We start from the raw sequence: 24,422 nt of genomic DNA, 5'->3' as shown, positions 1-24,422 counted from the left end.
GGCGGTTTCAGGACTCGGCGGTGAAGCCGATCTGCTTGACCAGCGGCGCCCAGCGCTCGAATTCCGCCTTCTGGTCGGCGGCCATCTCCTGGGCGCTGCTGGGGTGTGCCAGCAGGCCGACCAGCGCGAGCGAATCGATCACCGCCTTGTCCTTGAGCGCCTGGTGGATGGCGGCGTTGGCATTGGCCAGCGTGGCCGCGGGGGTGCGGGCCGGCGCATAGAAGCCGAACCATTCTTCCGACGTGACGTCGGGGTAACCCAGTTCGGTGAAGGTCGGCACGTCGGGCAGGTAGGGCGAGCGCTGCCTGCCCGAGGTGGCCAGCACCCGCACGCGGCCGGCCTTCATGTACTGCAGGTAGTCACCGCTCGGGTTCATCGCGGCCGACACCTGGCCGCCGACCAGGTCGGTGATGCTGGGCACGGTGCCGCGGTAGGGCACGTGACGCAGCGGCACGCCGGCGCGCAGGCCGAGCAGGGCGCCCAGCAGGTGCGGCATCGAGCCGGCCCCGGGCGAACCGTAGTTGGCCTTGTCCGGGTTCGCCTTGGCCCAGGCCAGGAAGTCCTTGAGCGTCTTCACTTCGGCCGGCACCGCCGGGCCCACCGCCAGGCCATGGAACATCACCGCGCCGATCGAGACCTGGGTCACGTCGTCCGGCTTGTAGCTCAGCTTGGGGTAGATGTGCGGGTACACGGCCAATGCCGAGACCGGCGCCAGTGCCAGCACCGAGCCGTCGGCCGGCGAGGCCTTGAGCGTCTCGATCGCGATGCGGCCGCCGGCGCCCGGCTTGTTCTCGACCACGCCCGGGTTCTTGGTGTACGCCGTGCCGGCCAGCTTCTCGGCCACGCGGCGGGCCACGCTGTCGCCGGCACTGCCGGGCGGGAAGCCGTAGAGGATCTTCACCTGGTCGAGACCCTGGGCCAGCGCCGAGAACGGGGCCAGCGCGCCGAGGGCGGCGGCGCTGCCGAGGGTGTGGAGGAAGTGGCGACGATGTGGCATGGCGTTGTCTCCTGGGTGAATGGCTCAGCGGCAGCTGAAGCTGGCGGCGTCTTCCAGACTGCCCACGCCGTTGTAGCGGGCGACCTGCGGATAGGGGCACAGGGGACGACTGCGGTTGGGCGCCCAACTCGCCGGCACGTCGGCATTGACGCCGCCGGCGTTGCCGGCACCGCGCGCGGTGGCGAGCACGCGTTCGGGCGCCTGCCCTTGCTCGACCCAGCTCACCAGGGCGCTCAGCATGTCGAACTGCTCGGTGGCCGGGCCGCCGCTGCAATGGTTCATGCCCGGCACCAGGTAGAGCCGCGCGAAGTTGGCGGCATCACCTGCGTTGTCGGCGCGCAGCTTCTGGTACCAGTCGACGCTGTCGTCGCTGGAGAAGATCGGGTCGGATGTGCCGTGGTAGACCATGAGCTTCGCGCCGCGCTGCTTCAGCGCCGGCAGCTTGCCGTAATTGGGCGGCGTCATGAAGGAGAGCGCGTTCTCGGTGTAGACCGCGTCGGTCGCCTGGATCTTCGTGAGCAGGCTGTCCAGGTTGCTGGTGAGCGAGAAGGCCGGCCCGTTGAAGCCGGTCGGGTTCTCCGGTGGCACCTGCCACACGAACGCGACCGCGCCCGAATCGAGGTTCAGCGAGTTGGCGAACTTCCAGCCGGCCCAGCCGTTCGTCGCCAGGCCCGCGTCGTAGGGGAAGCTGGCATAGATCGTCTTGCCGCTGCCGGTGATCGCGCCCTGGAACAGGCGCGCGATGCTGTTCTTCTGCGCGGCGCTGAGGCAGCTGCCGTCGCGCGTGCCGCTGCAGGTCGGCACGTCGCGCGCCAGGTCGAAGCTGGCCTGGCAGGCGGCGGTGTCCTGCACCAGCCCGTCGGCGGCGCCATCGAGCGCATCACAGCGGGCCAGCACCGCCTGGCTCACCAGCGTGCGCTCGGCGACGGTGAAGCCGGTGGCCGGATCACCGGGCGTGGTGGCGAGGGCGTTGTAGGCCTGCGCACCGGCGATGTTCGCGATGGCCGCCAGCGGCAGGCGGGTGCCGGGGTTGCCCGCCAGCACGCCGTCGTACTGGTCGGCGTAGCGGGACGCGGCGACCATCGCATGGCGGCCGCCGTTGGAACAGCCACCGATGTAAGAGCGATCGGGTGCCTTGCCATACGCGGCCTGGATCGCGCCCTTGGCCATCGGCGTGAGCGTGCCGACGGCGCGGTAGCCGTAGTCGAGGCGGGCCTGCGGATCGAGGCCGAAGAAGGGGCCGAGCGCGCCGGCATGGCCTGCGTCCGAGCTCAGCACCGCGAAGCCCATGTTCAGCGCGTTGTTCAGCGGACCGCCGCCGCCGATGCCGCCGCTGGCGACGCCGATGCTGCCGTCGAGCCCGCCGTTGGCCTGGTAGAAGAAGCGGCCGTTCCAGTTGCGCGGCAGGCGCATCTCGAAGCCGATGGCATAGCTGCGGCCGTCGACCGCGCTCACCCGGTCGTTCATGCGGCCCGTCACGCGGCAATGCTCGCCGACGTCCTGGCCGGCGATCTTGAGCGTGCCGGCCGGCACCAGCGCGGCGGCCGTCACCGTGGTGGCTGCGAAGTTGAACTGGCTCGCGAGTTCGGCGCATTTCTGCAGGCTCGCCGGGGTAGCGGCGGACAGTCGCGGCAATGGCTCCGCCGCCGAGGAACTGCCGCCATCCGAGCCGCCGCCGCAGGCCGCGAGCAGCAGCAGCGGCGAGGCGGAAGCCCACTGACGCAGGCGCGAAAAACGATCGATCGTCATGGCTGTGTCTCCTTCTGTGGATGGATGGGGGGTGGCCCCGCTGCGGTCAGCGCGGCGCCATGCGCAGCGCGCCGTCGAGGCGGATCACCTCGCCGTTGAGGTGCCCGTTGGTCACGATGTGGCAGGCCAGCTCGGCGAACTCCGACGGCTTGCCCAGCCGCGGCGGAAAGGGGATCGATGCCGCCAGCGACTGCTGCACCGGCTCGGGCAGCTCGAGCAGCAGTGGCGTGGCGAAGATGCCCGGCGCCACGGTGCACACGCGGATGCCGTGCTGCGCCAGGTCACGCGCCATCGGCAGCGTCATGCCGACCAGGCCGCCCTTCGACGCGCTGTAGGCCTGCTGGCCGACCTGGCCGTCGAAGGCCGCGACCGAGGCGGTGAACACCATCACGCCGCGCCCTTCGCCATCCTTGCCGTCCAGCGGGTCGAGCTTCGCGCAGCGCGCCGCGAACAGGCGGCTCATGTTGTAGGTGCCGATCAGGTTGACCGTGATCACCTTGGAGAAGTCCTCCAGCGGCGCCGCGCTGCCGTCCTTGCCGACGATGCGCTTGGCGCTGCCGATGCCCGCCACGTTCATCAGGATGCGCGCGGGCCCGTGCGCCGCGGCGGCGGCCTCGAGCGCGGCCTCGACGCTCGCGGTGTCGGTGATGTCGCAGGCATGGGCGCTGCCACCGATGTCGGCGGCCACCTGCCGCGCGCGGTCGATGTTGCGGTCGAGCACCGCCACCTTCGCGCCCAGCCGGGCCAGTTCGCGGGCCGTGGCTTCGCCCAGGCCCGAGGCGCCACCGGTCACCAGGGCGGCTTGTCCGTCGATCTTCATGGTCTCGTCTCCTTCGTCGGGTCGGGGTGGGTCACTGCCACTGCGGCTTCAGGGTGAAGGGCAGGGCGTCGGTGTGCAGCGCCTGCACCTGCGCATCGCGGTGCTGGAGCACGGCGCGCTGGTTGATGGAACCCTTGTCGGTGACCTCGCCCTTGTCGATCGACGGCGGCTCCGCCACCAGTGCCGCGCGGGCGATGCGGTTCGCGCTGCCGGTGGCGTCGGCCGCCAGCCGGTCGAGCACCTTCTGGAAGTGCAGCTGCACCGCCGGGCTGTCCACCACCGCACGCATGGGCGCGTCGGCGGGCAGGCCGGCGAGCTCGCGCACCGCCTGGGTCGGGAAGATCAGCGCGCCGACTTCCTTCAGGTTGATGCCGGTGAGCACCGCGTCCTGCACGTAGGGCGCACCGAAGGCGATGATCTTGGCGCGCAGCGGCCCGACGCTCACGAAGGTGCCGGTGGCGAGCTTGAAGTCTTCCGCGATGCGGCCGTCGAAGCGCAGGCCCAGGTGGATGTCGGTCGGGTCGATCCATGTCACGGCGTCGCCGGTGCGGAAGAAGCCTTCCTCGTCGAAGGCCTCGTGCGTGGCCTCGGGCAGGCGCCAGTAGCCCGGCGTCACGTTCGGGCCGCGGTAGCGGATCTCGGTCTTGCCGTCCACCGGCACCAGCTTGATCTCCATGCCGGCCGTGGGCAGCCCCAGGTCGCCGGTGCGCACTTCGGGGCGGGTGATGTACAGGCCGAAGGGGCCGGATTCGGTCATGCCCAGCCCGGTGCCGATGACCAGGCGTTCGCCGAGCTCGGCTTCCTGGATGCGGTGCAGGTCGTCCCACAGCGATTGCGGCAGCGCGGCGCCGGCGTAGAAGAACAGCTTGCAGCGCGACAGCAGCGTCTTGCGCAGGACGGCGTCCTCGGCCATCGCCTGGGTGATGTACTCGAAGCCGGTGGGCACGTTGAAGTAGACGGTGGGCGCGATCTCGCGCAGGTTGCGCAGCGTCTCGGCGATGCCGTTCGGCGTCGGCCGGCCGTCGTCGATGTAGAGCGTGCCGCCGTTGTCCAGCACGATGCCCACGTTGTGGTTGCCGCCGAAGGTGTGGTTCCAGGGCAGCCAGTCGACCAGCACCGGCGGTTCGTCGCCGAGCGCGGGGATCGACGCGCGCAGCTGCGCTTGGTTGGCGCACCACATCCGGTGCGTGTTGATGACGGCCTTCGGGTTCTTGGTGGAGCCGGAGGTGAAGAGGAACTTGGTGATGGTGCCGGGGTGCGTCGCGTGCATCGCGGCTTCGACCGCCGACGTCGGCTCGGTGGCGATCAGTTCGCCCAGCGGGGTGACGGCACGGCCTTCGAGCGTGCCGCTGCTCATCACCACCTCGACCTCCGGTGCCACGGTGGCGGCGATGGCGTTGGCATAGCGCGTGTCGGTGGCGAACACCAGGCCGGGTGTCAGCGTCGCCATCACGTGGCGCAGCTTCTCGAAGTCCTTGCTGACCAGCGAGTAGGGTGGCGACACCGGGCAGTAGGGGATACCGACGTAGAGGCAGCCGAGCGCCAGCATCGCGTGCTCCAGGCTGTTCTCGCTCAGCAGGGCCACCGGCCGCTCGGGCGAGAGTCCGCGCTGCAGCAGGGCCTGGCCGATGGCGCGCGCGGTGTGCAGCGCCTCGCGGTAGCTGATGCGGACCCAGTCGCCGCTGCTGCCGTCGGCATTGCGCGCCCGGCGTGCGACGAAGGTGCGATCGGGCGCCACCGCGGCCCAGTGCACCAGGCGCTCGGTCATGCGGTGGGCATAGGCGCCGAGCGGCTGGTCGGCCTGCAGGTACTGCACGCCGCCGTCGCCCTCGCGCAGCACCCCCCGGGTGATGCCGAACGCAAGTGGCCGATAGCGGGGTGCGCCAACACCGGCGGCTGCCGTGGTCGGCATTTTGGTTGTCTCCGGCATGTTCTTCTCCTGCGGTTTGTGAAGCGGGCTCAGCCCTTGGCGACCTTGGCGGCCTTGCCTTCGAGGAAGGCCCGGACGCGGGCCTTCGCTTCGGGCGCGTCCTGCGCGATGCCGGCCATCAGCGCTTCGGTGAAGTAGCCGTGGTCGGCCGGCTGGTCGGCGATGCGGGGCAGCGCATGCATCAGCGCGTAGTTGGTGAGCGGCGCGTTGGTGGCGATGCGCTGGGCCAGTTCCACCGCCTTGTCCAGCGCGGCGCCTTCGGCGACCAGGTACTGCGCGAAGCCGACGCGCTCGCCGTCCTCGGCGTTGTAGACGCGCCCGGTCATCATCATGTCGGTCATGCGGGCCACGCCGATCAGGCGCGGGATGCGCACCGAGCCACCGCCGCCCACGAAGATGCCGCGGCTGCCTTCGGGCAGAGCGTAGAAAGTGCTCGCATCGGCCACGCGGATGTGGCAGGCACTGGCCAGTTCGAGCCCGCCGCCGACCACCGCGCCGTGCAGGGCGGCCACCACCGGCACCGGCCCGTGCTGGATGCTCTCGAGCGCGTCGTGCCACATGCGCGAATGGCGCAGGCCGGCGCCGGCGTCGCGCTCGCTCAGCTCCGACAGGTCGAGCCCGGCGCAGAAGTGCGGGCCCTCCCCGTCGATGACGGCCGCGCGCACCGTGTCGGGTAGGTTCTGGAAGGCGTCGCGCAGCGCCAGGATGAGCCCGTCGTTCAGCGCGTTGCGCTTGGCGGGGCGCGTCAGGCGGATGATGGCGATATCACCTTGGTGATCGATGCGAAGGTCTGTGTTCGTCATGATTGCGTTCCCGAGTTGCATCGATTATGGTTATGAAAAATAACCAATTCAACCGCCGCACGTCCGCCAGCGGTCGGTGTTTACCCGAACCGGAGACACAGCATGGACATCGCCAACCTCGTCGCCATCGACACCCACACGCACGCCGAAGTGAGCTGCTGGAACCCCTTCGACAACTACGGCGAGGAATACGACCGCGCGGCCGACAAGTACTTCCGTTCGAGCAAGCGGCCCACCATACAGGAGAGCATCGACTACTACCGCGAACGCAAGATCGGCTTCGTGATGTTCGGCGTCGATGCCGAGAGCAACCTCGGCCGGCGCCGCATCCCGAACGAGGAGATCGCCGAGGCCGCGCAGAAGAACCCCGACGTGATGATCGCGTTCGGCAGCGTCGATCCGCACAAGGGCAAGATGGGCGCACGCGAGGTGCGGCGCCTGATCGAAGAGCACGGCGTGCGCGGCTTCAAGTTCCACCCGACGGTGCAGGGCTACCACCCCTACGACAGGATGGCCTGGCCGCTCTACGAAGTGATCGCCGAGCACAAGCTGCCGGCCGTCTTCCACACCGGCCACAGCGGCATCGGCTCGGGCATGCGCTGCGGCGGCGGGCTGCGGCTGGAGTACAGCAACCCCATGCACCTGGACGACGTCGCCATCGACTTCCCCGACATGCAGATCATCATGGCGCATCCCAGCTTCCCCTGGCAGGACGAGGCGCTGTCGGTGGCCACGCACAAGCCCAACGTCTGGATCGACCTGTCGGGCTGGAGCCCGAAGTACTTCCCCAAGCAGCTCGTGCAATACGCCAACACGCTGCTGAAGGACCGCATCCTGTTCGGCAGCGACTACCCGCTCATCACGCCCGACCGCTGGATGAAGGACTTCCTCGAGGCCGGCTTCAAGCCCGAGGTGATGCCCGGCATCCTGAAGGACAACGCGGTCCGGCTGCTGGGCCTGAAGTAGCCCCGCCACGCGCGGTCAGTCGTCGGCGCGGTCCCAGTCGCTGCGCACGCGCTTTTGCCGCTCCTCGCGTTCCCGCGCCATCTGCTCGGCGAACTGCTGGCGGCCTTCCTTCGCGACGGCGATGAGCTTGGCGCGGTCCTTGTAGTGCGGATAGCCGTCGGCCGTGAGCTTGATGTTCCGCTGGCGGAAGCGCATGGCCGATTCGCGTGCCTCGTGCGCCGGCCAGCCCAGCACCTCGAGCACCGACCGGGCGCTGCGCAGCGACGACTCGAACAGCTCGCGCTCGATGAACTCGACCTTGCGGTCCTGCAGCTGGTAGAGGTGGCCGACATTGCGCGCCCGCGCGACCAGCCGTGCCTGCGGGAAGTGTTCGCGCACCAGATCGACGATCTCGAGCGACTGTTCCACGTCGTCCACGGCCACCACCACGGTGAGCGCGGTCGCGGCGCCCGCGGTGCGCAACACGTCGAGCCGGGTCGCGTCGCCGTAGAACACGCGGAAGCCGAATTCGCGCAGGCCGGCCACCGTGTCGGGGTCGTGGTCGAGCACCGTGACCTTGATGCCCTGAGCGCTGACCAAGCGGCCGACGATCTGCCCGTAGCGGCCGAAGCCGCAGATCAGCACCTTGGGCTCCTGCTGCTCGGAGATCTCCTCCATCGCCGGCGCGCTCGACCGGCTGTAGCGCGGCAGCACGTACTTATCGATCAGCACCAGCAGCAGCGGCGAGATCAGCATCGACAGCGCGACCGCGCCGATGAGGAAGGACGCCACGCCCGGCGGCAGCACGTTCGGCCCGGCCGCCTGGAACACCACGAAGGCGAACTCGCCGCCCTGCGCCAGCAGCAGCGTGAAGACCGGCCGCTGCTGGTAGGGCACCTCCATCGCCTTCGCCAGGGCGTAGATGACGCCGAACTTCAGCACCAGGAAACCCGCCACCACCAGCGCCATCAACCCCGGCTGCGCCATCAGCACGCCGAAGTCGATACTCATGCCGACCGCGATGAAGAAGAGGCCCAGCAGCAGGCCCTTGAAGGGCTCGATGTCGGTCTCGAGCTCGCGCCGGTACTCGCTCTCGGCCAGCAGCACGCCGGCGAGGAAGGCACCGAGCGCCATCGACAGGCCGACCAGCTGCATCAGCGCCGCGATCGCCACCACCAGCAGCAGGGCCGTGGCGGTGAAGATCTCGGGCGTGTTGCTGCGCGCGATCCAGCGCAGCAGGGGGCGCAGCAGCAGCCGGCCGCCCAGCACGATGCCGGCGATCACGCCGACGATCTTGGCGGCCTCGAAGGCACGTTGCGCGTTGCCGATGGGCTCGTGCGCATCGCCCACGGCCAGCAGCGGCAGCAGCGCGAGGATCGGGATCGCCGCCACGTCCTGGAACAAGAGGATCGAGAAGCCGGCCTGCCCGCTGGCGGTGCGCAGCAGGTTGCGTTCGCCGAAGACCTGCAGCGCGATGGCGGTGGACGACAGCGCCAGCCCCAGCGCCGCGACCAGCGCCACGCGCCAGCTCGCGCCGGCCAGGTAGCCCACGGCGAACAGCACCGCGGCGCAGGCCACGACCTGCGCCGTGCCCCAGCCGAAGATCGGCCGTCGCAGGTTCCACAGGCGGGCGGGCTCGAGCTCGAGACCGACCAGGAAGAGCATCAGCACGACGCCGAACTCGGCGAAGTGCAGCACCTCTTCGACGCTGGACACCAGCCCCAGGCCCCACGGGCCGATGGCGATGCCGGCCGCGAGGTAGCCGATGATGGAACCGAGGCCGAGTGCCTTGGACAGCGGCACCACCAGTACGGCGGCGCCCAGGTAGATCAGGCTGCTGGTGAGCCAGGCAGGTGCGTGGCCCATGTCAGCGGGCCTCGCTGCTGGCGGTGGCGCGCGCGATGGCGTCGCTCATCGAACGATAGAGGCTCGGGCCTTCTTCGGCGGTAGGCGGCCGGTCTTCCGACGGCACGCTGCAGGTCGGGCAGTCCTCGAGCGCGTCCATCTCCGGCCAATCCGGGTAGCTGGCGAGGCGCTGGGCGAAGGTGTCGACGTGCGCGTCGACCTCCGAAGCGCTCGCGCTGCGCGCGCCGTGCAGGATCAGCGGCGGCAGGAAACGCATGCCGCACAGCACGGCGGTCTGCTCGTAGGGCGGCAGGAAGGCGTCGAAGAAATAGCGGTTGTAGCTCGACGGGTGGTAGCTTTCCTCGGGGCCGCCGGTGGTGGCCGCCAGCCACAGGTCCTTGCCCGCGAGCGCGTTGCCGCCGGCGCCGTAGGCCCAGCCGTAGCGCAGCACGTCGTCGAGCCAGAGCTTCTGCAGCGGCGGCATCGAGTACCACTGGATCGGATGCATCAGCACCAGCAGGTCGGCGCGCGCCAGACGCTCGCGCTCGGCGTCGGCGTCGATGGCGTAGTCGGGGTAGCTGGCGTAGAGGTCATTCACGTCGACTCCATCGACCTCCCGCGCGGCCGCCAGCAGGCGGCGGTTCACGCGTGACTCGCGCCAGTGCGGATGGGCGCCGATCAGGTAGATGCGGGGCCCCTCGGTGCCCGTGTGTGTTGTTGTCGTCATCCCGCGAACATAGCGCAGCGCGGGCGGGTTTGCGCTGCGGGCGCCGTGTTGTCGCTTCTACGCGGTCATGGCCGGTGGATCCGGAACGCCGCGTTGGCTCCCCACGTCGCCACCACCAGGCCGCCATCCGGGGCGAGCGCCAGACCCACCGGGCTGCTCAGCCCGTCCGCAATCACCGTACGAACGCCTCGCCGGTCGACGCGGCTGACGGTGGTCCCGCCGTAGTCCACGACATAGACGGCGTCCGCGCCCGCCGCGACGATGCCCGGGCCGGGGCTGCGCAGGTCGGCGTTGATCGTCCTGGCCTTCCGCCCGCCGGACACCAGGGCGATGCCGCCGGCGATGTTGCTGACCAGCAGATCGCCACCAGGCAGTTCGACAGCACCGACCGGTGTCTGCAGGCCTTCGGCGGCGACCTCCATGCTTCCGTCCGGATGCGCGGCAAGAATCTGGTGCGTCCGCCGGTTGGCGATCAGCAGGCGACCCCGCGCATCGAAGGACAGCCCGGCAGGCGTTGCCAGCCCGCGCACGAAGACCGCCTTGTCGCCGTTCGGTGCGAAACGCCACACCAGGTCGTCGTTGTAGGAGGCGACGTAGACATCTCCCTTGCACGAGATGGCCAGCCCCGAGGGGCCGCTGAGCCCGCTGGCGAAGACCGTCTGCTCGCCCTTGGGGGTGAAGCGCATCACGGTGCCCGCAGACCAGTTCGCCACATAGAGGTTCCCGCCCGCGTCGTAGGCCATGCCGACCGGCGCGCTGAGTCCTGCATGGCTTGCCGTGCGGTCCAGCGTCCACATGCCATCCGGTCGCGCCTGGGCGAAGGCTGGCTGACCCTGCGCCGTCACCATGAAAAGCGCCAAGCCGACGGCGTGGAGGTTCCGCTTCATGCCGGCGCCTCGTGGGAGAAGATTTCCTTGGCCGCAAACAGGCCGTTGAGCGCGGCGGGAAAGCCGGCATAGACGGCCATCTGCATGATGACTTCGACGATCTCCTGCGGAGTGCAGCCGACGTTGCGGGCGCCGTGGATATGCACCTTGAGCTGCGGCGCAGCGTTTCCCATGGCCGTGAGCGCGGCCACCACGGCGAGTTCGCGCACCTTCAGGTCGAGCCCCGGCCTCGAGTAGATGTCGCCGAACGGAAACTCGATGATCAGCCGTGCGAAGTCGGGGGCGATGTCCTTGAGGCTTTCGATGACGTTCTCGCCCGCCTGGCCATCGACCTCCTTGAGCTTTGCCCAACCCCGTGCATACCGTTCGTCATTCATGAATCTGCCTTTCGTCGCTGTGGATCGGCGTCACTCTACGAGGGGCTCGTCAACGCCTCCAATACCTTTTGTGTGATACCTTTTCGGTATGAATGGATCGATCGACCTGCGACAGTTCCGGTACTTCCTGGCGGTCAGCGAGGAGCTCAACGTTGGGCGGGCCGCGGCGCGCTTGCACATCTCTCAACCACCGTTGAGCCGGCAGATTCGTCAGTTGGAGGAGCAGCTCGGCGTCGAGCTGTTCGTGCGGACCCAGACCGGCGTGACGCTGACGAAGGCAGGGGTCGCATTTCTGCCTGAAGTCAGGCGGACGCTGGCGCAGGCGCGCAAGGCCGTGGCGGTCGCGAAGGCGGCGCAAGGTGCCGAGCGTGGCCAGTTCGTCGTGGGCTACACGACGGTGTTCGATCGAAGCGCCATTCCCGATGTGACCGGGCCCTTGCAGCAGGGCTTTCCGAGCTGGCGGATCGTCACCCAGGGCAGACACTCCATCCGCCTCGTGCGAGACATCAAGAACGGCGCGATGGACGTGGCCTTCATCGGCTTGCACACCGAGACCCGAGGTCTCGAGGTCGAGACACTGCGCGAGGAGCCGGTCATCGTCGCGCTGCCCGCCAGCCACCCCCTGGCGCACAAGCGCCGGCTCGGGTTCGACGACCTTCGCGGGGAGTCGATCTTCCGGTTCGAGCGTCGGCTGAATCCGGGCTTCTACGACCACTGCCAGGCGTTCTTCGAACGGATCGATTTCAAGCCCCGCACGATTCCGGAACCCGACGACCACCACATCCTGCTGGGCCTCATCGCCGAGGGGCGAGGCATCGCGTTCATCTCTGCCTCGCTGCAGAACGTCAAACGCAAAGGGGTTGTCTTCCGACCGCTCAAGGAAGAGGCAGGGCCGCTGACCAGCGGGATCGCCGTGGTCTATGCGGCCGGCGACCCCTCACCCATCCTGGCGCAGTTCCTGGAACTCGTGAGAGCCTCGGTGCATGTCGGCCGCATTCGGTGCTAAGGTCTTGGCGACATGAAAAAGACCTTCCAGACCCTTCAGGATCTGGCCGCCTGTGTCGGCCAGGAAGTGGCGGTCAGCGACTGGATCGAGATCACCCAGGCCCAGGTGAACCAGTTCGCCGATGCCACGGGCGACCACCAGTGGATCCACGTCGACGTGGCGCGTGCCAAGGCCGGCCCCTTCGGCGCGCCGATCGCGCACGGCTTTCTCACGCTGTCGCTGCTGCCGAAGTTCTACGAGAACGCGTTCGAGGTGGTCGAGTCGCGCATGGGCGTGAACTACGGACTGAACCGGGTGCGCTTCATGGCGCCGGTGCCGGTGGGCAGCCGACTGCGCGGGCGCATGAAGCTGCTGTCGGCGGAGCCGATCGACGGCGACGGCCTGCAGATGGTCTGGGAAACCACGATCGAGCTCGAGGGCGCGGCCAAGCCGGCCTGCGTGGCCGAATCGGTGGTGCGGCGCTACCGCTAGGGCCTGTTAACGCTATTCCCGGAGATTGCGTTGCCCGGCCCAGGAGCTGGATGCAAGGCGCCCGGGCGCAGCAAGGCTGAAGCCTTGCAAGCGCGGGCAACGCCGTAGACGGCCCCTGGGCCGGGCAACCCGAAGGGAAGGCATGCCCAGGCCGGCCACTCGGCGTTGCGCTCCTTGCATGTGCCGACGCACATGCGGCGTCACGCGCCTTGATTGGCCCGCCTGGGCATGCCTTCGCAACTCCGGAAATAGCGTTAACAGGCCCTAGGCGAAGCCGTTCTGGCGCCAGGCCTCGAACACCGTCACCGCGACGGCGTTCGACAAATTGAGGCTGCGCTGGCCGTCGCGCATCGGCAGTCGCAGGCGCTGCAGCGGGTCGAAGCGCTCGCGCAGCTCGGGCGCGAGGCCGCGGGTTTCCGAACCGAAGACCAGCCAGTCGCCCGCCGCGAAGGCCACGTCGTGTACCGGGCGGCTGCCGCGCGTCGTGAGGGCGAACATCCGATCGGCTGCCGGCGCTTCGGTCTCGAGCAATGCGGCCCAGCTGGCGTGGCGCCGCACCTCGGCGTACTCGTGGTAGTCGAGGCCGGCACGGCGCAGCAGCTTGTCGTCCATCGAGAAACCCAGCGGCTCGACCAGATGCAGCGTGCAGCCGGTGTTGGCCGCCAGGCGGATCACGTTGCCGGTGTTGGGAGGAATCTCGGGCTCGACCAGGACGATGTGGAACATCGGCCGATTGTCCCTAATGTCCCTCGTGCCGTTCGCCCGGCGGATCGGTGCGGGCCAGCACCAGCGCGGTGACGTGCGCCGCGCCGGCCGTCTTGAGCACCTGGGCGGCCGTGAAGGCCGACGCGCCGCTGGTCATCACGTCGTCGACCAGCAGGACATGGCGGCCGCGCACTGCCGCCGCGCGCAGCGGCTCGAGGGCGAAGGCGCCGCGCAGGTTGCGCAGCCGCTCGGCGCGCCCGAGACCGCTCTGGGCTGGCGTGTCGCGCGTGCGCAGCAGCAGCGCCGCCTCGGTCTTGCCGGGCGCCAGCCGGCGCGCCAGTTCGAGCGCCTGGTTGAAGCCGCGCTGGCGCAGCCGCGCGGTCGACAGCGGCATCGGCAGCACGAGGTCGGCCTGCTCCACCGCGGGCTCGGCCCACGGCATGCTGCGCATCAGCATCGCGAAGGGCGCGGCCCAGCCGGCGTGGCCCTGGAACTTGAACTCGCCGATCGGGCCGGGCCAGGGCCAGGCATAGGTGCAGGCGGCCAGGCAGGCGTCCAGCGGCGGCGGGTGGCGCACGCATTCGCCGCAGCGCGCCACGCCGGCCGGCACGGGCAGGGCACAGGTCGTGCAGCGTGGTGTCGGCGGGGCGAAGCGCGCCACGCAGGCGTCGCACACCGGTTGCGAGGGCCAGGCGCGGCAGACCGCGCACTGGCTCGGCAGGCGGTCGAGGAGCGACGAGAAAAGGGACGGAAGAAAGGACGGTAAAGGCCGTGCAGCCGAGCCGAAGCGCATGGCTCAATATACTGAGCTTCTCCATGTCCAACGATCCCGTTCAGCGCCCGCCGACCATCGATCCTCCGGCCGCCGCGCGCTGGGCCGGCCTGCCACCGGGCGCCGCTTCGCCCTGGCTGCACGAGGAAGTCGGGCGCCGCATGGAAGACCGGCTGCAATGGATCACCGCCCGGCCCAAGCGCTGGGCCGACTGGTCGCCCTTGCGCGGCGGGCGCGAGGCGCATGCGCTGGTAGCGCGGCGCTACGGCCAGGCCGTGCCCTATGTGATCGAGCCGTCCGATGCACTGGCGGCGCCCACGGCCGAGGCACTGGGCGCGCCCTGGTGGAGCGCGCGGCGCTGGCAGGGGGCTCGGGCGCGCTTCGATGCACCGCCGGAAGAGGGCGTTGACATGCTCTGGGCCAACATGGCCCTGCACATGGCGGCGGATCCGCAGACACTGATCGCGACCTGGCACCGGCACCTGGCCACCGATGGCTTCCTGATGTTCTCCTGCCTCGGGCCGGACACCCTCGCCGAACTGCGGGCGCTGTACGCGCGCTTGGGCTGGCCGCCGGCCTGCCACCAGTTCACCGACATGCACGACTGGGGCGACATGCTGGTGGGTGCCGGCTTCGCCGAGCCGATCATGGACATGGAGCGCATCGTGCTGACCTGGGCCACGCCCGAGGCCGCACTGGCCGAGCTGCGCGACCTCGGGCGCAACCTGCACCCCGGGCGCTTCCCCGGCCTGCGGGGGCGGCACTGGCAGGGCGAACTGCGCGCCGCACTGGCGGCCTCGGCCACGCCGTCCGAACCCGGCAGCCCACCCCGGATCTCGATGACCTTCGAGATCATCTACGGCCATGCCTTCAAGCCGCCGCCGCGCGTTGCGCTGTCCGGCGAAAGCGCGGTTTCGTTGCGTCAGATGCGCGAGATGCTGCAACGTGGGCGACCTTGACCCAGGTCAATGCCTGCAACCGAACCGCTACAATCCGCCGCTGCGTGAACTCCCGGGGCTTTTCCCGCGATCGGCACCTGTCGAACCCTGGTAAATCGGGCTCGGCGTGTGTCGATGAACCGATCTGCCGAACTCGTCCGTGTCGAATTTCGTGTTTCGTTTTGCCACCGTCTCAGGCCAGAGCATCCACTGGTTCCTGAAGCGCAACTGTTCGGTCACGCCGAGCCAGTTGGGGTGGCTCTACGCGTCGCTGTGCGTGGTATCGCTCGGCGTCGGCACGGTGTTCTGGCTGCATGGCGCACCGATGGTGCTGCCGTTCGCCTGGATCGAGCTCGTGGCGGTCGGCTTCGCCTTCGTGCTGTACGCCCGGCATGCGACCGACGGAGAGCGGATCGCGTTGCAGGGTGGGCGGCTGGTGGTCGAACTGGAAAACGGCGGGCACTACGAGCGCACGGAATTTTTGCCGCACCAGGTGCGGATCGAACCTCAGGCCAGCGACCGGTCGCTGATCGAGGTGTCAGGACAGGGTCGGTCGGTCAAGGTGGGGCGCTATGTACGCCCGGAATTGCGGGCGGCGCTGGCACGCGAGATTCGGATGGCACTGCGTGGCGCCTGAGCGGCACGCGGCCGGCGAGGCAGACCGCTGGGTTCAACGGACACATGAAAAAGTAAACACGATGAAGAGCAATTGGCGCACGAAGTTCAAGCCCGCACAGGTGTTGCTGGCAGCCGGCACAGCCTTCAACGGCATGGCCCATGCCGTTCAGGATCTGCCGGGTGGTCCGACGGTGCGTCAACTCAACATGCCGGTCGGCGTGACCAAGATCGCCCAGGAGCAGCACTTCCTGCACACGGTCATGATGATCCTGTGCACCGTGATCTTCATCGCCGTGTTCGCGGTCATGTTCTATTCGATCTGGAAGCACCGTAAGTCGGTGGGCCACAAGGCGGCCAACTTCCATGAATCGGTGGTGGTCGAGGTCATCTGGACCATCGTGCCCTTCCTCATCGTCATCCTGATGGCGCTGCCGGCCACCAAGGTGCTGGTCGCCCAGAAGGACACCACCAACGCCGACCTCACCGTCAAGGCCACGGGTTACCAGTGGAAGTGGGGCTACGACTACATCAAGGGCGAGGGCGAGGGCCTGGGCTTCATCTCGACGCTCGACAGCTCCCACCGGGCCATGTCCGACGCGGGTGCCAAGGGCGAGATTCCCGTGGACTACCTCTTCAAGGTCGACAACCCGCTCGTGGTGCCGGTCGACAAGAAGATCCGCGTCATCACGACGGCCAACGACGTGATCCACGCCTTCGCCGTGCCGCAGTTCGGCATCAAGCAGGACGCGATACCCGGCTTCGTGCGCGACACCTGGTTCCGCGCCGAGAAGGTCGGCGACTACTACGGCCAGTGCCAGGAACTGTGCGGCAAGGAACACGCCTACATGCCGATCCACGTGAAGGTGGTCTCGGCCGCCGACTACACGGCCTGGGTCGACACCAAGCGCAAGGAAGCCGCCGCCAAGCAGGACGATCCGAACAAGGTCTGGGCGCTGCCCGAGATCATGGCCCGTGGCGAGAAGGTCTATGCGGCCAACTGCGCCGCCTGCCACCAGGCCAACGGCAAGGGTGCCGGCCCGATCAAGCCGCTCGACGGCTCGGCCAAGGTGCTCGACGCGGACCACACGATCCAGATCGACGTGCTCCTCAAGGGCCAGAACAACGGTGCGATGCCCTCCTGGAAACAACTGAGCGACACCGACCTCGCCGCCGTGGCCAGCTTCACCAAGAACAGCTGGTCGAACAAGACCGGCCAGCTGGTGCAGCCGGCCGAGGTCAAGGCCGAACGGGCCAAGCTGTAAAAGAGGCCGCAGGCCCCGCGACGAAGCAATTGCAAGGAACATCGACATGAGTGCAGTCCTCGACCCCCACGGTCACGCCTCCGGCGACCACGCGCACGACGACCATCACGGCGCGCCCACCGGCTGGCGCCGCTGGCTCTTCGCGACGAACCACAAAGACATCGGCACGCTGTACCTGCTGTTCTCGTTCACCATGCTGATGGTGGGCGGGGTGCTCGCGCTGCTGATCCGCGCCGAGCTGTTCCAGCCCGGCCTGCAATTGGTGAACCCCGAGCTCTTCAACCAGTTCACCACCATGCACGGCCTGATCATGGTGTTCGGCGCGATCATGCCGGCCTTCGTGGGCTTCGCGAACTGGATGATCCCGCTGCAGATCGGTGCGTCCGACATGGCCTTCGCACGGATGAACAACTTCAGCTTCTGGCTGATGATCCCCGCGGCCATCATGCTGGTCGCGTCCTTCTTCATGCCCGGCGGCGCACCGGCGGCCGGCTGGACGCTCTACGCACCGCTGACCCTGCAGATGGGCCCGTCGATGGACGCCGGCATCTTCGCGATGCACATCCTGGGTGCCAGCTCGATCATGGGCTCGATCAACATCATCGTGACCATCCTCAACATGCGCGCCCCCGGCATGACGCTGATGAAGATGCCGATGTTCTGCTGGACCTGGCTCATCACCGCCTACCTGCTGATCGCCGTGATGCCGGTGCTCGCCGGCGCCATCACCATGACGCTGACCGACCGCCACTTCGGCACCAGCTTCTTCAACCCCGCCGGCGGCGGCGACCCGGTGATGTACCAGCACATCTTCTGGTTCTTCGGCCACCCCGAGGTCTACATCATGATCTTGCCGGCCTTCGGCATCATCAGCCAGATCGTGCCGGCCTTCGCCCGCAAGAAGCTCTTCGGCTATGCCTCGATGGTGTACGCCACCTCGTCGATCGCCATCCTGAGCTTCATCGTCTGGGCACACCACATGTTCACCACCGGCATGCCGGTGACCGGACAGTTGTTCTTCATGTACGCCACGATGCTCATCGCCGTGCCCACGGCCGTGAAGATCTTCAACTGGGTCGCCACGATGTGGCAGGGCTCGATGACCTTCGAGACGCCGATGCTGTTCGCTGTCGGCTTCATCTTCGTGTTCACCATGGGCGGCTTCACCGGCCTGATCCTGGCCGTGGCACCGATCGACATCCAGCTGCAGGACACCTACTACGTGGTGGCCCACTTCCACTACGTGCTGGTGGCCGGCTCGCTCTACGCGATGTTCGCCGGCTTCTACTACTGGTGCCCGAAGTGGACCGGCGTGATGTACAACGAGACGCGCGGCAAGATCCATTTCTGGTGGTCGCTGATCTCCTTCAACATCACCTTCTTCCCGATGCACTTCCTGGGGCTGGCCGGCATGCCGCGCCGCTACGCCGATTACCCGATGCAGTTCGCCGACTTCAATGCGGTGGCCTCGGTCGGCGCCTTCGGCTTCGGTCTGGCCCAGGTCTATTTCTTCTTCTTCATCGTGCTGCCCGCGATGCGCGGCCAGGGCGCGCCCGCCTCGGCCAAGCCGTGGGAAGCGGCCGAAGGCCTCGAATGGGAAGTGCCGTCGCCGGCGCCTTTCCACACCTTCGAGACGCCGCCGCGCCTGGACCCGACCGCCACCAAGGTGATCGGCTGATCGGCCGAATGCTGGAGCTGCGATGACACCGGAACAGAAGAAGAACAACCGACGCATGGGGCTCACGCTGGCTTCCATCGCGGTGCTGTTCTTCATCGGATTCTTCGTCCGCATGGCGTGGATCGGTGTCTAGCATGGGCATCGGCCAACGCATCCGCCGCGAGAACGTCCGCATGGTCGGCAAGCTGGCCGTGGTGGCCGCGGGCATGTTCGCGTTCGGCTATGCGCTGGTGCCGCTGTACCGCGCCATCTGCGAGATGACGGGCATCAACATCCTCGCGCTGTCCGAGCTCGAGGTGCCGGGCGGCGCGTCGGGCGGCAAGAACGTGCGCGTGCCCGACAACACCCAGGTCGACATCAGTCGCACCATCACGGTCGAGTTCGACGCCAACGTGCGCGGCCTGTGGGACTTCAAGCCCGCACAGCGTTCGATGCAGGTGCACCCCGGTCAACTGAACACGGTGATGTACGAATTCCAGAACGTGCAGAACCGCCGGATGGCCGCGCAGGCCATCCCGAGCTACGCGCCGCAGCAGGCGGCGCCCTACTTCAACAAGCTCGAATGCTTCTGCTTCAACCAGTACACCCTGGATGCGGGCGAGAAGAAGCAATGGCCGGTCGCCTTCGTGATCGACCCCAAGATTTCCAAGGACGTGAAGACCATCACGCTGTCGTACACCTTCTTCGAGGTGGGTGGCAAGACGCCGGCGGCACCGACGGCGTCGGTCGCGCCGCTGGTGGCGGAGCCGCGTTCGTGATGGCCACTGAGATGCCGGACACCCCCGAAGAGCCCCGCAAGGGCTCGCTGTGGCGCACCCTCAAGGCCGTGGCCTGGGGCTTCTTCGGCGTTCGCAAGAACAGCGACTACCAGGAAGACATCGCCAGGCTGACACCGCTGCACATCGTGATCGTCGGCCTGGTCGCGGTGGCCTGCTTCGTCGGCGCGCTGATCCTGCTGGTGAAGTACGTCGTCGCCGCCTGACCGCCACGCCATTGCCCAACGAAACGACAAAAGAGAAAAAGCAGGAGCTGATATGAGTTCAACCACCCACGGCACCACGCCCTACTACTTCGTGCCCGGGCCGTCGCGCCACCCGATCATGGCGGCCATCGGCTTGTTCTTCGTGATCCTGGGGGCGGGTCAGTGGATCAACGACCACCAGTGGGGTGCCTACTCGCTGGCCTTCGGCCTGCTGTGGTGGTGGGCTGTGCTCTTCCAGTGGTTCCGCGAGGCCATCGGCGAGAGCGAGAGCGGCCAGTACAGCCACAAGATCGACCTGTCCTACCGCTGGAGCATGAGCTGGTTCATCTTCTCGGAGGTGATGTTCTTCGGCGCCTTCTTCACGGCCCTGTGGTGGACGCGCACCCACGCGCTGCCGGCGCTCGGCAGCCTCGACAACGCGCTGCTGTGGCCCGACTTCAAGGCCGTGTGGCCCAGCGTCGCCGCCGGCGTGACCGGTTCGCCGGCCGACATCGTCGAACCCTTCCAGACCGTCGGCCCGTTCTGGCTGCCGACCATCAACACCGCCCTGCTGCTGAGCTCGGGCGTGACGCTGACCATCGCCCACCACGCGCTGCGTGCCGGCCACCGGGCCCAGTGCATCCGCTTCATGTGGCTCACCGTCTTGCTGGGCATCGTCTTCCTGAGCGTGCAGGGCTACGAGTACTACCACCTCTACACCGAGCTGAACCTCAAGCTCAGCTCGGGTGCCTACGGCTCGACCTTCTTCATGCTGACCGGCTTCCACGGCCTGCACGTGTTCGTCGGCATGCTGATGCTGCTGTTCATCACGCTGCGCCTGCAGAAGGGCCACTTCACGCCCGAGCGCCACTTCGGCTTCGAGGGCGCGGCCTGGTACTGGCACTTCGTCGACGTGGTGTGGCTCGGCCTGTACTTCCTGGTCTATTGGCTTTGAGCGAAGCACCGACCGGCACCCAAAAAAAGCGCCGCAAGGCGCTTTTTTCATGGCGCTCGTGGACCTGGAACGAGCACGATCTACTTGCCGACGGGAAGCCCGCCGGGCTGGATGTAGCCCAGCTTCCAAGCGAGCAGCACGCACAGGAACAAAAGCACCGACAGGCCGATCCGAATGGTGAGCGCGCGCACCATGCCGCCGCTCTTGGCGCGGCCGTCCCGCCCGTCCTTGAGCATGAAGAACAGCGCCCAGCCCAGGCTGGCCAGGATGCCCGCGAACGCCAGGGCGAGGATGTATTTCATGAAGCCCATTATCGGCCGCCAGGGCAGGCCGACGTGATGCGGGAAACCTTGCGTCCCGCGTCACCGTCATTGTCGAAGTCGCGCCGCCGCGGGCGCTTCTGGATCGTCACGCTGGCCGCGCTGCTCACGCTGGCGGCGACCGTGTCGCTCGGCCGCTGGCAGCTGTCGCGGGCCGCGCAGAAGGAAGCGCTGCAGGCCGAGATCGAAGCCCAGCGGCAACGCCCGGCGCTCGACCAGGAGGCCTTCCTCGCGATCGACAAGCCGGCCGACGCACTGCACCGCCCGGTGCACCTGCGCGGGCTGTGGCTCGCCGACCAGACCGTCTACCTCGACAACCGCCAGATGCACGGCGTACCGGGCTTCTACGTGCTGACGCCCTTCGCGCTCGAAGGCAGCGAACAGACGGTGATGATCCAGCGCGGATGGGTCCAGCGCAATTTCAACGACCGGGCCCAGCTGATGCCGGTGGAGACGCCGGCTGGCCTCGTCGAGGTGACCGGGCGCATCGCGCCGCCACCCGCGCACCTGCTGGAACTCGGCAAGCCCGCCGCGCCAGCGTCCGCCCCCGCATCCGCACCGGAAGGCACGCCGGCCGGCGAGGCCGCGCAGCCTGCCGTGGGGTCTTCGCCCATCCGGCAGAATCTGGACCTCGAAGCGTTCCGCAGCGAGACCCGTCTGCCCTTGCGCACCGACCTCACGCTCCAGCAGATCGGCGCGGCCTCCGAAGGCCTGCAGCGCGACTGGCCGGCGCCCGCGCTGGGGGTCGACAAGCACTATGGCTATGCATTCCAGTGGTTCGGCCTCGCGGCCCTCGTCGTCATCCTCTATGTCTGGTTCCAATTCATCGCACCCCGGCGCAAGCCCCGCCATGGCGAACGCTGACGAGCCGCTGGGTCTGACGGTGCACTCGATGCCGTCACCGAACCAGGCGCTCGACGGCAGCGAAGGCCGCCGCACCGCGATCGGCCGCTGGAAGATGATCGCCGTGATGCTGTGCTGCGCCGCGCCGGTCATCGCCTCGTACTTCACCTATTACGTGATCCGCCCGGAAGGCAAGCGCGTCTATGGCGAGCTGATCGACCCGCAGCGGCCGCTGCCGGCCACGAGCGCGATCGCACGCGACGGCACGCCGACCACGCTGCGCGCGCTCAAGGGCCAGTGGCTGCTGATGACGGTGGCCGATGCCGCCTGCGATGCGCTGTGCGAGCGGCAGCTGTACCTGCAGCGCCAGCTGCGCGAAAGCCTGGGCCGCGAGAAGGACCGCCTCGACCGCGTCTGGCTGGTGAGCGACGACGCCCCGGTGCCGCACCGGCTCGACAACGGCCTGCATGGCGCGACCGTGCTGCGCGTGCCCGCGGCCCAGATCGCCCAGTGGCTTGCGCCCGCCGCCGGCCATACGCTGGCCGAGCATTTCTACGTGGTCGATCCGCTGGGCAACTGGATGATGCGTTTCCCGGCGCGCATGGACACCGAAGGCGCCGGCCGCGCCAAGCGCGACCTCGACCGGCTGCTGCGCGCATCCGCCTCCTGGGACGAAGCCGGCCGCTAGCACGTCATGGAAAGCCAGTCCCTCTACGACCTGACCCCCATCGCCTGGCTCATGGCCATGGGCGTGCTGATCGCGCTCGGGCCGCTGGTCTGGGTGTGGCGCCGCCATGTGGGCGCCGGGCCGGCCCGTCGCCTGCACGCGCTGACCGTGCTCACGCTCTTCCTGACCTTCGACCTCACCCTGTTCGGCGCCTTCACCCGCCTGACCGACTCCGGCTTGGGCTGCCCCGACTGGCCCGGCTGCTACGGCAACGCCAGCCCGCTCGGCGCGCGCCACGAGATCGCCATGGCGCAGTCGGCCCAGCCGTCCGGCCCGGTCACGCACAGCAAGGCCTGGGTCGAGATGGTGCACCGTTACCTGGCGACCGGCGTCGGTGTGCTGATCCTCAGCCTGGCGGTGGCGACCTGGGTGGTGCGGCGTCGGCAACGCAAGCTGCCGGCGCGTGCGCAGGCTGCGGGCGACCCGGCCGCGCTCAGCGCCTGGTGGCCCGCGACCACGCTGGTGTGGGTGTGCCTGCAGGGCGCATTCGGCGCGCTCACGGTCACGCTCAAGCTGTTCCCGGCCATCGTCACGCTGCACCTGCTCGGCGCCATCGTGCTGCTGGCGTTGCTGTGCATCCAGGCCGTGCGCTACCGGCAGTCGGCCGCGGCGCGCGGCCCGGTGGCCATCGCGTCGCCGCTGCGCACGCTGCTCGTCGCCACGACCGCGCTGCTGGTGCTGCAGATCGCCCTGGGCGGCTGGGTCAGCACCAACTACGCGGTGCTGGCCTGCACACAGTTCCCGACCTGCCAGGGCAGCTGGTGGCCACCGATGAACTTCAGCCAGGGCTTCCAGATCTGGCGCGAGCTCGGCGTGGATGCCGGCGGCACGCCGATCGAGTTCGCCGCGCTCACCGCCATCCATTACGTCCACCGGCTGATGGCCTACGTCGTGTTCGTCGCGCTCGGCGTGCTCGCCTGGCGCCTGCGCCGCATCCCGTCGCTGCAGCCCCAGGCGCGCTGGCTGGCCGGCCTCGCGCTGCTCCAGCTCGCGACCGGCCTGGGCAACGTGCTGCTCGGCTGGCCGCTGGCTGCGGCCGTGCTGCACACCGGTGGCGCCGCCGCTCTGGCGGTGGTGCTGACCTGGACGCTGTGCGAAAGCCGCCGCGCCCCCCGCGAAGCCGCCGTGCGCACGCCCGGCACCGCTTCGGGCAGGATGGGGGCCGCATGAGCCGACCGCTTCCCGCCACCTCGCCCGCGAGCGCCAGCACCGCCAGCGTGCTGCGCCAGTTCTACGCGCTCACCAAGCCGCGCGTGGTGCAGCTCATCGTCTTCTGCGCGCTGATCGGCATGGTGCTGGCCGTCCCCGGCGTGCCGGGCTGGGCGGACGTGCAGCGCGGGCTGCTCGGCTGCATCGGCATCTGGCTCGTGGCCGGCGCCGCCGCCGCCTTCAACTGCCTGGTCGAGAAGGGCATCGATGCCAAGATGAAGCGCACCGCCTGGCGCCCGACGGCGCGCGGCCAGTTGAGCGACCGCCAGGCGCTCATCTTCTCGGCGGTGCTCTGCGCCGCGGGCTCCGCATTGCTGTGGTTCACGGTCAACCCGCTGACCATGTGGCTCACCTTCGCCACCTTCGTCGGCTACGCGGTGGTCTACACCGTCATCCTGAAGCCGCTGACGCCGCAGAACATCGTGATCGGCGGCGCCTCGGGCGCGATGCCGCCGGTGCTCGGCTGGGCCGCGATGACCGGCGACGTCGGCCCCGAGGCGCTGATCCTCTTTCTCATCATCTTCCTGTGGACGCCGCCGCACTTCTGGGCCCTGGCGCTCTACCGCGTCGAGGACTACCGCAAGGCCGGCCTGCCGATGCTGCCCGTGACGCACGGCAACGAATTCACGCGGCTGCAGGTGCTGCTCTACACCTTCATCCTGTTCGCCGCCTGCCTGATGCCCTTCATCTACGGCATGAGCGGCTGGCTGTACCTGGCGGTGGCGGTCGCGGTGAGCATCGGCTTCAGCGGCTACGCCTTCGCGCTGTGGCGCCACTATTCCGACGCGCTGGCGCGCAAGACCTTCCGCTTCTCCCTGATCCACCTGAGCGTGCTGTTCGCGGCGCTGCTGGTCGATCATTACCTCTACTGATCTCG

Annotated in this window: 27 protein-coding genes; 15 read left to right on the top strand and 12 right to left on the bottom strand. The window is 68.5% G+C overall.

All coding sequences use genetic code 11. The features are described from left to right. Positions 1–7: 7 nt before the first annotated feature. From QTH86_RS13080 to QTH86_RS13060, 5 genes are read right to left on the bottom strand one after another with little or no spacing between them, the layout of a single operon-like run. Positions 8–997, bottom strand: coding sequence for a tripartite tricarboxylate transporter substrate-binding protein (locus QTH86_RS13080; RefSeq protein WP_286649149.1), 990 nt, complete (start codon positions 995–997; stop codon positions 8–10). A 24-nt stretch (positions 998–1,021) separates the two neighbouring features. Next, complete coding sequence (locus tag QTH86_RS13075) at positions 1,022–2,746, bottom strand: tannase/feruloyl esterase family alpha/beta hydrolase (protein ID WP_286649148.1); 1,725 nt, start codon at positions 2,744–2,746, stop codon at positions 1,022–1,024. A 46-nt stretch (positions 2,747–2,792) separates the two neighbouring features. Then, positions 2,793–3,566 (bottom strand): SDR family NAD(P)-dependent oxidoreductase, encoded by a 774-nt coding sequence (locus tag QTH86_RS13070; protein WP_286649147.1) that lies wholly within the window; start codon positions 3,564–3,566, stop codon positions 2,793–2,795. Between the two features lie 31 nt (positions 3,567–3,597). Further along, a complete protein-coding gene (locus tag QTH86_RS13065; RefSeq protein WP_286649351.1) occupies positions 3,598–5,496 on the bottom strand; it encodes a feruloyl-CoA synthase in 1,899 nt (632 codons plus the stop codon). 29 nt (positions 5,497–5,525) lie between these two features. Then, complete coding sequence (locus tag QTH86_RS13060; protein WP_286649145.1) at positions 5,526–6,299, bottom strand: crotonase/enoyl-CoA hydratase family protein; 774 nt, start codon at positions 6,297–6,299, stop codon at positions 5,526–5,528. Positions 6,300–6,401: 102 nt separating this feature from the next. Between QTH86_RS13060 and QTH86_RS13055 the strand changes: the two genes are divergently transcribed. Then, entirely contained in the window at positions 6,402–7,265 is an 864-nt protein-coding gene (locus QTH86_RS13055; protein ID WP_286649144.1) for an amidohydrolase family protein, read from the top strand. 15 nt (positions 7,266–7,280) lie between these two features. On the opposite strand, the gene kefC is transcribed toward QTH86_RS13055, so the two are convergent. The 4 genes from kefC to QTH86_RS13035 all read right to left on the bottom strand — a co-directional run bounded on the left by kefC (position 7,281) and on the right by QTH86_RS13035 (position 11,080). Next, on the bottom strand, positions 7,281–9,110 hold the full coding sequence (kefC, locus tag QTH86_RS13050) for a glutathione-regulated potassium-efflux system protein KefC (protein ID WP_286649143.1): 1,830 nt from the start codon (positions 9,108–9,110) through the stop codon (positions 7,281–7,283). A 1-nt stretch (position 9,111) separates the two neighbouring features. Then, the gene (kefF, locus tag QTH86_RS13045) at positions 9,112–9,816 is read right to left on the bottom strand and encodes a glutathione-regulated potassium-efflux system oxidoreductase KefF (protein WP_286649142.1); all 705 of its coding nucleotides are present in this window, start codon (positions 9,814–9,816) and stop codon (positions 9,112–9,114) included. A 65-nt stretch (positions 9,817–9,881) separates the two neighbouring features. Next, complete coding sequence (locus tag QTH86_RS13040) at positions 9,882–10,703, bottom strand: NHL repeat-containing protein (protein WP_286649141.1); 822 nt, start codon at positions 10,701–10,703, stop codon at positions 9,882–9,884. Then, positions 10,700–11,080 (bottom strand): carboxymuconolactone decarboxylase family protein, encoded by a 381-nt coding sequence (locus QTH86_RS13035; protein ID WP_286649140.1) that lies wholly within the window; start codon positions 11,078–11,080, stop codon positions 10,700–10,702. Before QTH86_RS13035 ends, QTH86_RS13040 begins: the two co-directional genes overlap by 4 nt. A gap of 88 nt (positions 11,081–11,168) precedes the next feature. Here QTH86_RS13035 and QTH86_RS13030 point away from each other — a divergent pair, with 88 nt between their 5' ends. Then, complete coding sequence (locus QTH86_RS13030) at positions 11,169–12,086, top strand: LysR family transcriptional regulator (protein ID WP_286649139.1); 918 nt, start codon at positions 11,169–11,171, stop codon at positions 12,084–12,086. Positions 12,087–12,098: 12 nt separating this feature from the next. Next, positions 12,099–12,557 carry a MaoC family dehydratase gene (locus QTH86_RS13025; RefSeq protein ID WP_286649138.1) on the top strand — a complete coding sequence of 153 codons (459 nt, stop codon included), beginning with the start codon at positions 12,099–12,101 and terminating at the stop codon, positions 12,555–12,557. 264 nt (positions 12,558–12,821) lie between these two features. On the opposite strand, the gene QTH86_RS13020 is transcribed toward QTH86_RS13025, so the two are convergent. Together QTH86_RS13020 and QTH86_RS13015 are read right to left on the bottom strand one after the other, a co-directional pair. Then, on the bottom strand, positions 12,822–13,283 hold the full coding sequence (locus tag QTH86_RS13020) for a tRNA (cytidine(34)-2'-O)-methyltransferase (RefSeq protein ID WP_286644274.1): 462 nt from the start codon (positions 13,281–13,283) through the stop codon (positions 12,822–12,824). Between the two features lie 13 nt (positions 13,284–13,296). Next, positions 13,297–14,055 carry a ComF family protein gene (locus tag QTH86_RS13015; protein ID WP_286644275.1) on the bottom strand — a complete coding sequence of 253 codons (759 nt, stop codon included), beginning with the start codon at positions 14,053–14,055 and terminating at the stop codon, positions 13,297–13,299. Positions 14,056–14,078: 23 nt separating this feature from the next. On the opposite strand from QTH86_RS13015, the gene QTH86_RS13010 reads away from it, so the two are divergent. The 8 genes from QTH86_RS13010 to QTH86_RS12975 all read left to right on the top strand — a co-directional run bounded on the left by QTH86_RS13010 (position 14,079) and on the right by QTH86_RS12975 (position 20,446). After that, positions 14,079–14,993: a class I SAM-dependent methyltransferase gene (locus tag QTH86_RS13010; RefSeq protein ID WP_286644276.1), complete on the top strand. Its 915-nt coding sequence runs from the start codon at positions 14,079–14,081 to the stop codon at positions 14,991–14,993. A 139-nt stretch (positions 14,994–15,132) separates the two neighbouring features. Further along, positions 15,133–15,609, top strand: a complete 477-nt coding sequence (locus QTH86_RS13005) for a DUF2244 domain-containing protein (RefSeq protein WP_286644277.1) — start codon at positions 15,133–15,135, stop codon at positions 15,607–15,609. Positions 15,610–15,670: 61 nt separating this feature from the next. Next, on the top strand, positions 15,671–16,852 hold the full coding sequence (gene coxB, locus QTH86_RS13000; RefSeq protein WP_286644278.1) for a cytochrome c oxidase subunit II: 1,182 nt from the start codon (positions 15,671–15,673) through the stop codon (positions 16,850–16,852). A gap of 46 nt (positions 16,853–16,898) precedes the next feature. Then, positions 16,899–18,530 (top strand): cytochrome c oxidase subunit I, encoded by a 1,632-nt coding sequence (gene ctaD, locus QTH86_RS12995; RefSeq protein ID WP_286644279.1) that lies wholly within the window; start codon positions 16,899–16,901, stop codon positions 18,528–18,530. A gap of 22 nt (positions 18,531–18,552) precedes the next feature. Then, entirely contained in the window at positions 18,553–18,663 is a 111-nt protein-coding gene (locus tag QTH86_RS12990; protein ID WP_286644280.1) for a cytochrome oxidase small assembly protein, read from the top strand. A 1-nt stretch (position 18,664) separates the two neighbouring features. Next, on the top strand, positions 18,665–19,288 hold the full coding sequence (locus tag QTH86_RS12985; RefSeq protein WP_286644281.1) for a cytochrome c oxidase assembly protein: 624 nt from the start codon (positions 18,665–18,667) through the stop codon (positions 19,286–19,288). An 11-nt stretch (positions 19,289–19,299) separates the two neighbouring features. Continuing rightward, positions 19,300–19,512, top strand: coding sequence for a DUF2970 domain-containing protein (locus tag QTH86_RS12980; protein WP_286644282.1), 213 nt, complete (start codon positions 19,300–19,302; stop codon positions 19,510–19,512). Positions 19,513–19,564: 52 nt separating this feature from the next. Next, positions 19,565–20,446, top strand: coding sequence for a cytochrome c oxidase subunit 3 (locus tag QTH86_RS12975; RefSeq protein WP_286644283.1), 882 nt, complete (start codon positions 19,565–19,567; stop codon positions 20,444–20,446). Positions 20,447–20,526: 80 nt separating this feature from the next. Here the strand turns inward: QTH86_RS12975 and QTH86_RS12970 are convergent, their stop codons facing one another. Then, positions 20,527–20,748 (bottom strand): twin transmembrane helix small protein, encoded by a 222-nt coding sequence (locus tag QTH86_RS12970; RefSeq protein WP_286644284.1) that lies wholly within the window; start codon positions 20,746–20,748, stop codon positions 20,527–20,529. 36 nt (positions 20,749–20,784) lie between these two features. Here QTH86_RS12970 and QTH86_RS12965 point away from each other — a divergent pair, with 36 nt between their 5' ends. Genes QTH86_RS12965 through cyoE form a run of 4 tightly spaced genes read left to right on the top strand, consistent with a single transcriptional unit; the run spans position 20,785 to position 24,417 of the window. Beyond that, positions 20,785–21,630 carry an SURF1 family protein gene (locus QTH86_RS12965; RefSeq protein WP_444813763.1) on the top strand — a complete coding sequence of 282 codons (846 nt, stop codon included), beginning with the start codon at positions 20,785–20,787 and terminating at the stop codon, positions 21,628–21,630. Next, positions 21,617–22,297, top strand: coding sequence for an SCO family protein (locus tag QTH86_RS12960; protein ID WP_286644286.1), 681 nt, complete (start codon positions 21,617–21,619; stop codon positions 22,295–22,297). Before QTH86_RS12965 ends, QTH86_RS12960 begins: the two co-directional genes overlap by 14 nt. A gap of 6 nt (positions 22,298–22,303) precedes the next feature. Then, entirely contained in the window at positions 22,304–23,506 is a 1,203-nt protein-coding gene (locus QTH86_RS12955) for a COX15/CtaA family protein (RefSeq protein WP_286644287.1), read from the top strand. Further along, positions 23,503–24,417 carry a heme o synthase gene (gene cyoE, locus QTH86_RS12950; RefSeq protein WP_286644288.1) on the top strand — a complete coding sequence of 305 codons (915 nt, stop codon included), beginning with the start codon at positions 23,503–23,505 and terminating at the stop codon, positions 24,415–24,417. The genes QTH86_RS12955 and cyoE overlap by 4 nt, the downstream gene beginning before the upstream one ends. The last annotated feature ends 5 nt before the right edge of the window (positions 24,418–24,422 follow it).

Source organism: Variovorax sp. J2L1-78 (assembly GCF_030317205.1).
GTDB lineage: Bacteria > Pseudomonadota > Gammaproteobacteria > Burkholderiales > Burkholderiaceae_C > Variovorax > Variovorax arabinosiphilus.
Note: the sequence above shows the minus strand (reverse complement) of the source record. Positions and strands in the feature narration are given on the sequence as shown.

Bases quoted from the DNA above. Each gene is read 5' to 3' on its own strand.
- QTH86_RS12970 (WP_286644284.1), bottom strand. From the start codon at position 20,748: ATGAAATACATCCTCGCCCTGGCGTTCGCGGGCATCCTGGCCAGCCTG.
- QTH86_RS12980 (WP_286644282.1), top strand. From the start codon at position 19,300: ATGCCGGACACCCCCGAAGAGCCCCGCAAGGGCTCGCTGTGGCGCACC.
- QTH86_RS13080 (WP_286649149.1), bottom strand. From the start codon at position 997: ATGCCACATCGTCGCCACTTCCTCCACACCCTCGGCAGCGCCGCCGCC.
- QTH86_RS13030 (WP_286649139.1), top strand. From the start codon at position 11,169: ATGAATGGATCGATCGACCTGCGACAGTTCCGGTACTTCCTGGCGGTC.
- QTH86_RS13015 (WP_286644275.1), bottom strand. From the start codon at position 14,055: ATGCGCTTCGGCTCGGCTGCACGGCCTTTACCGTCCTTTCTTCCGTCC.
- QTH86_RS13075 (WP_286649148.1), bottom strand. From the start codon at position 2,746: ATGACGATCGATCGTTTTTCGCGCCTGCGTCAGTGGGCTTCCGCCTCG.
- QTH86_RS13060 (WP_286649145.1), bottom strand. From the start codon at position 6,299: ATGACGAACACAGACCTTCGCATCGATCACCAAGGTGATATCGCCATC.
- kefF (WP_286649142.1), bottom strand. From the start codon at position 9,816: ATGACGACAACAACACACACGGGCACCGAGGGGCCCCGCATCTACCTG.
- QTH86_RS13025 (WP_286649138.1), top strand. From the start codon at position 12,099: ATGAAAAAGACCTTCCAGACCCTTCAGGATCTGGCCGCCTGTGTCGGC.
- QTH86_RS12990 (WP_286644280.1), top strand. From the start codon at position 18,553: ATGACACCGGAACAGAAGAAGAACAACCGACGCATGGGGCTCACGCTG.
- coxB (WP_286644278.1), top strand. From the start codon at position 15,671: ATGAAGAGCAATTGGCGCACGAAGTTCAAGCCCGCACAGGTGTTGCTG.
- QTH86_RS13055 (WP_286649144.1), top strand. From the start codon at position 6,402: ATGGACATCGCCAACCTCGTCGCCATCGACACCCACACGCACGCCGAA.
- QTH86_RS12985 (WP_286644281.1), top strand. From the start codon at position 18,665: ATGGGCATCGGCCAACGCATCCGCCGCGAGAACGTCCGCATGGTCGGC.
- cyoE (WP_286644288.1), top strand. From the start codon at position 23,503: ATGAGCCGACCGCTTCCCGCCACCTCGCCCGCGAGCGCCAGCACCGCC.
- QTH86_RS13035 (WP_286649140.1), bottom strand. From the start codon at position 11,080: ATGAATGACGAACGGTATGCACGGGGTTGGGCAAAGCTCAAGGAGGTC.
- QTH86_RS13010 (WP_286644276.1), top strand. From the start codon at position 14,079: ATGTCCAACGATCCCGTTCAGCGCCCGCCGACCATCGATCCTCCGGCC.
- QTH86_RS13040 (WP_286649141.1), bottom strand. From the start codon at position 10,703: ATGAAGCGGAACCTCCACGCCGTCGGCTTGGCGCTTTTCATGGTGACG.
- QTH86_RS13020 (WP_286644274.1), bottom strand. From the start codon at position 13,283: ATGTTCCACATCGTCCTGGTCGAGCCCGAGATTCCTCCCAACACCGGC.
- QTH86_RS12955 (WP_286644287.1), top strand. From the start codon at position 22,304: ATGGAAAGCCAGTCCCTCTACGACCTGACCCCCATCGCCTGGCTCATG.
- QTH86_RS12965 (WP_444813763.1), top strand. From the start codon at position 20,785: ATGCGGGAAACCTTGCGTCCCGCGTCACCGTCATTGTCGAAGTCGCGC.
- QTH86_RS12975 (WP_286644283.1), top strand. From the start codon at position 19,565: ATGAGTTCAACCACCCACGGCACCACGCCCTACTACTTCGTGCCCGGG.
- QTH86_RS13070 (WP_286649147.1), bottom strand. From the start codon at position 3,566: ATGAAGATCGACGGACAAGCCGCCCTGGTGACCGGTGGCGCCTCGGGC.
- ctaD (WP_286644279.1), top strand. From the start codon at position 16,899: ATGAGTGCAGTCCTCGACCCCCACGGTCACGCCTCCGGCGACCACGCG.
- kefC (WP_286649143.1), bottom strand. From the start codon at position 9,110: ATGGGCCACGCACCTGCCTGGCTCACCAGCAGCCTGATCTACCTGGGC.
- QTH86_RS13065 (WP_286649351.1), bottom strand. From the start codon at position 5,496: ATGCCGGAGACAACCAAAATGCCGACCACGGCAGCCGCCGGTGTTGGC.
- QTH86_RS12960 (WP_286644286.1), top strand. From the start codon at position 21,617: ATGGCGAACGCTGACGAGCCGCTGGGTCTGACGGTGCACTCGATGCCG.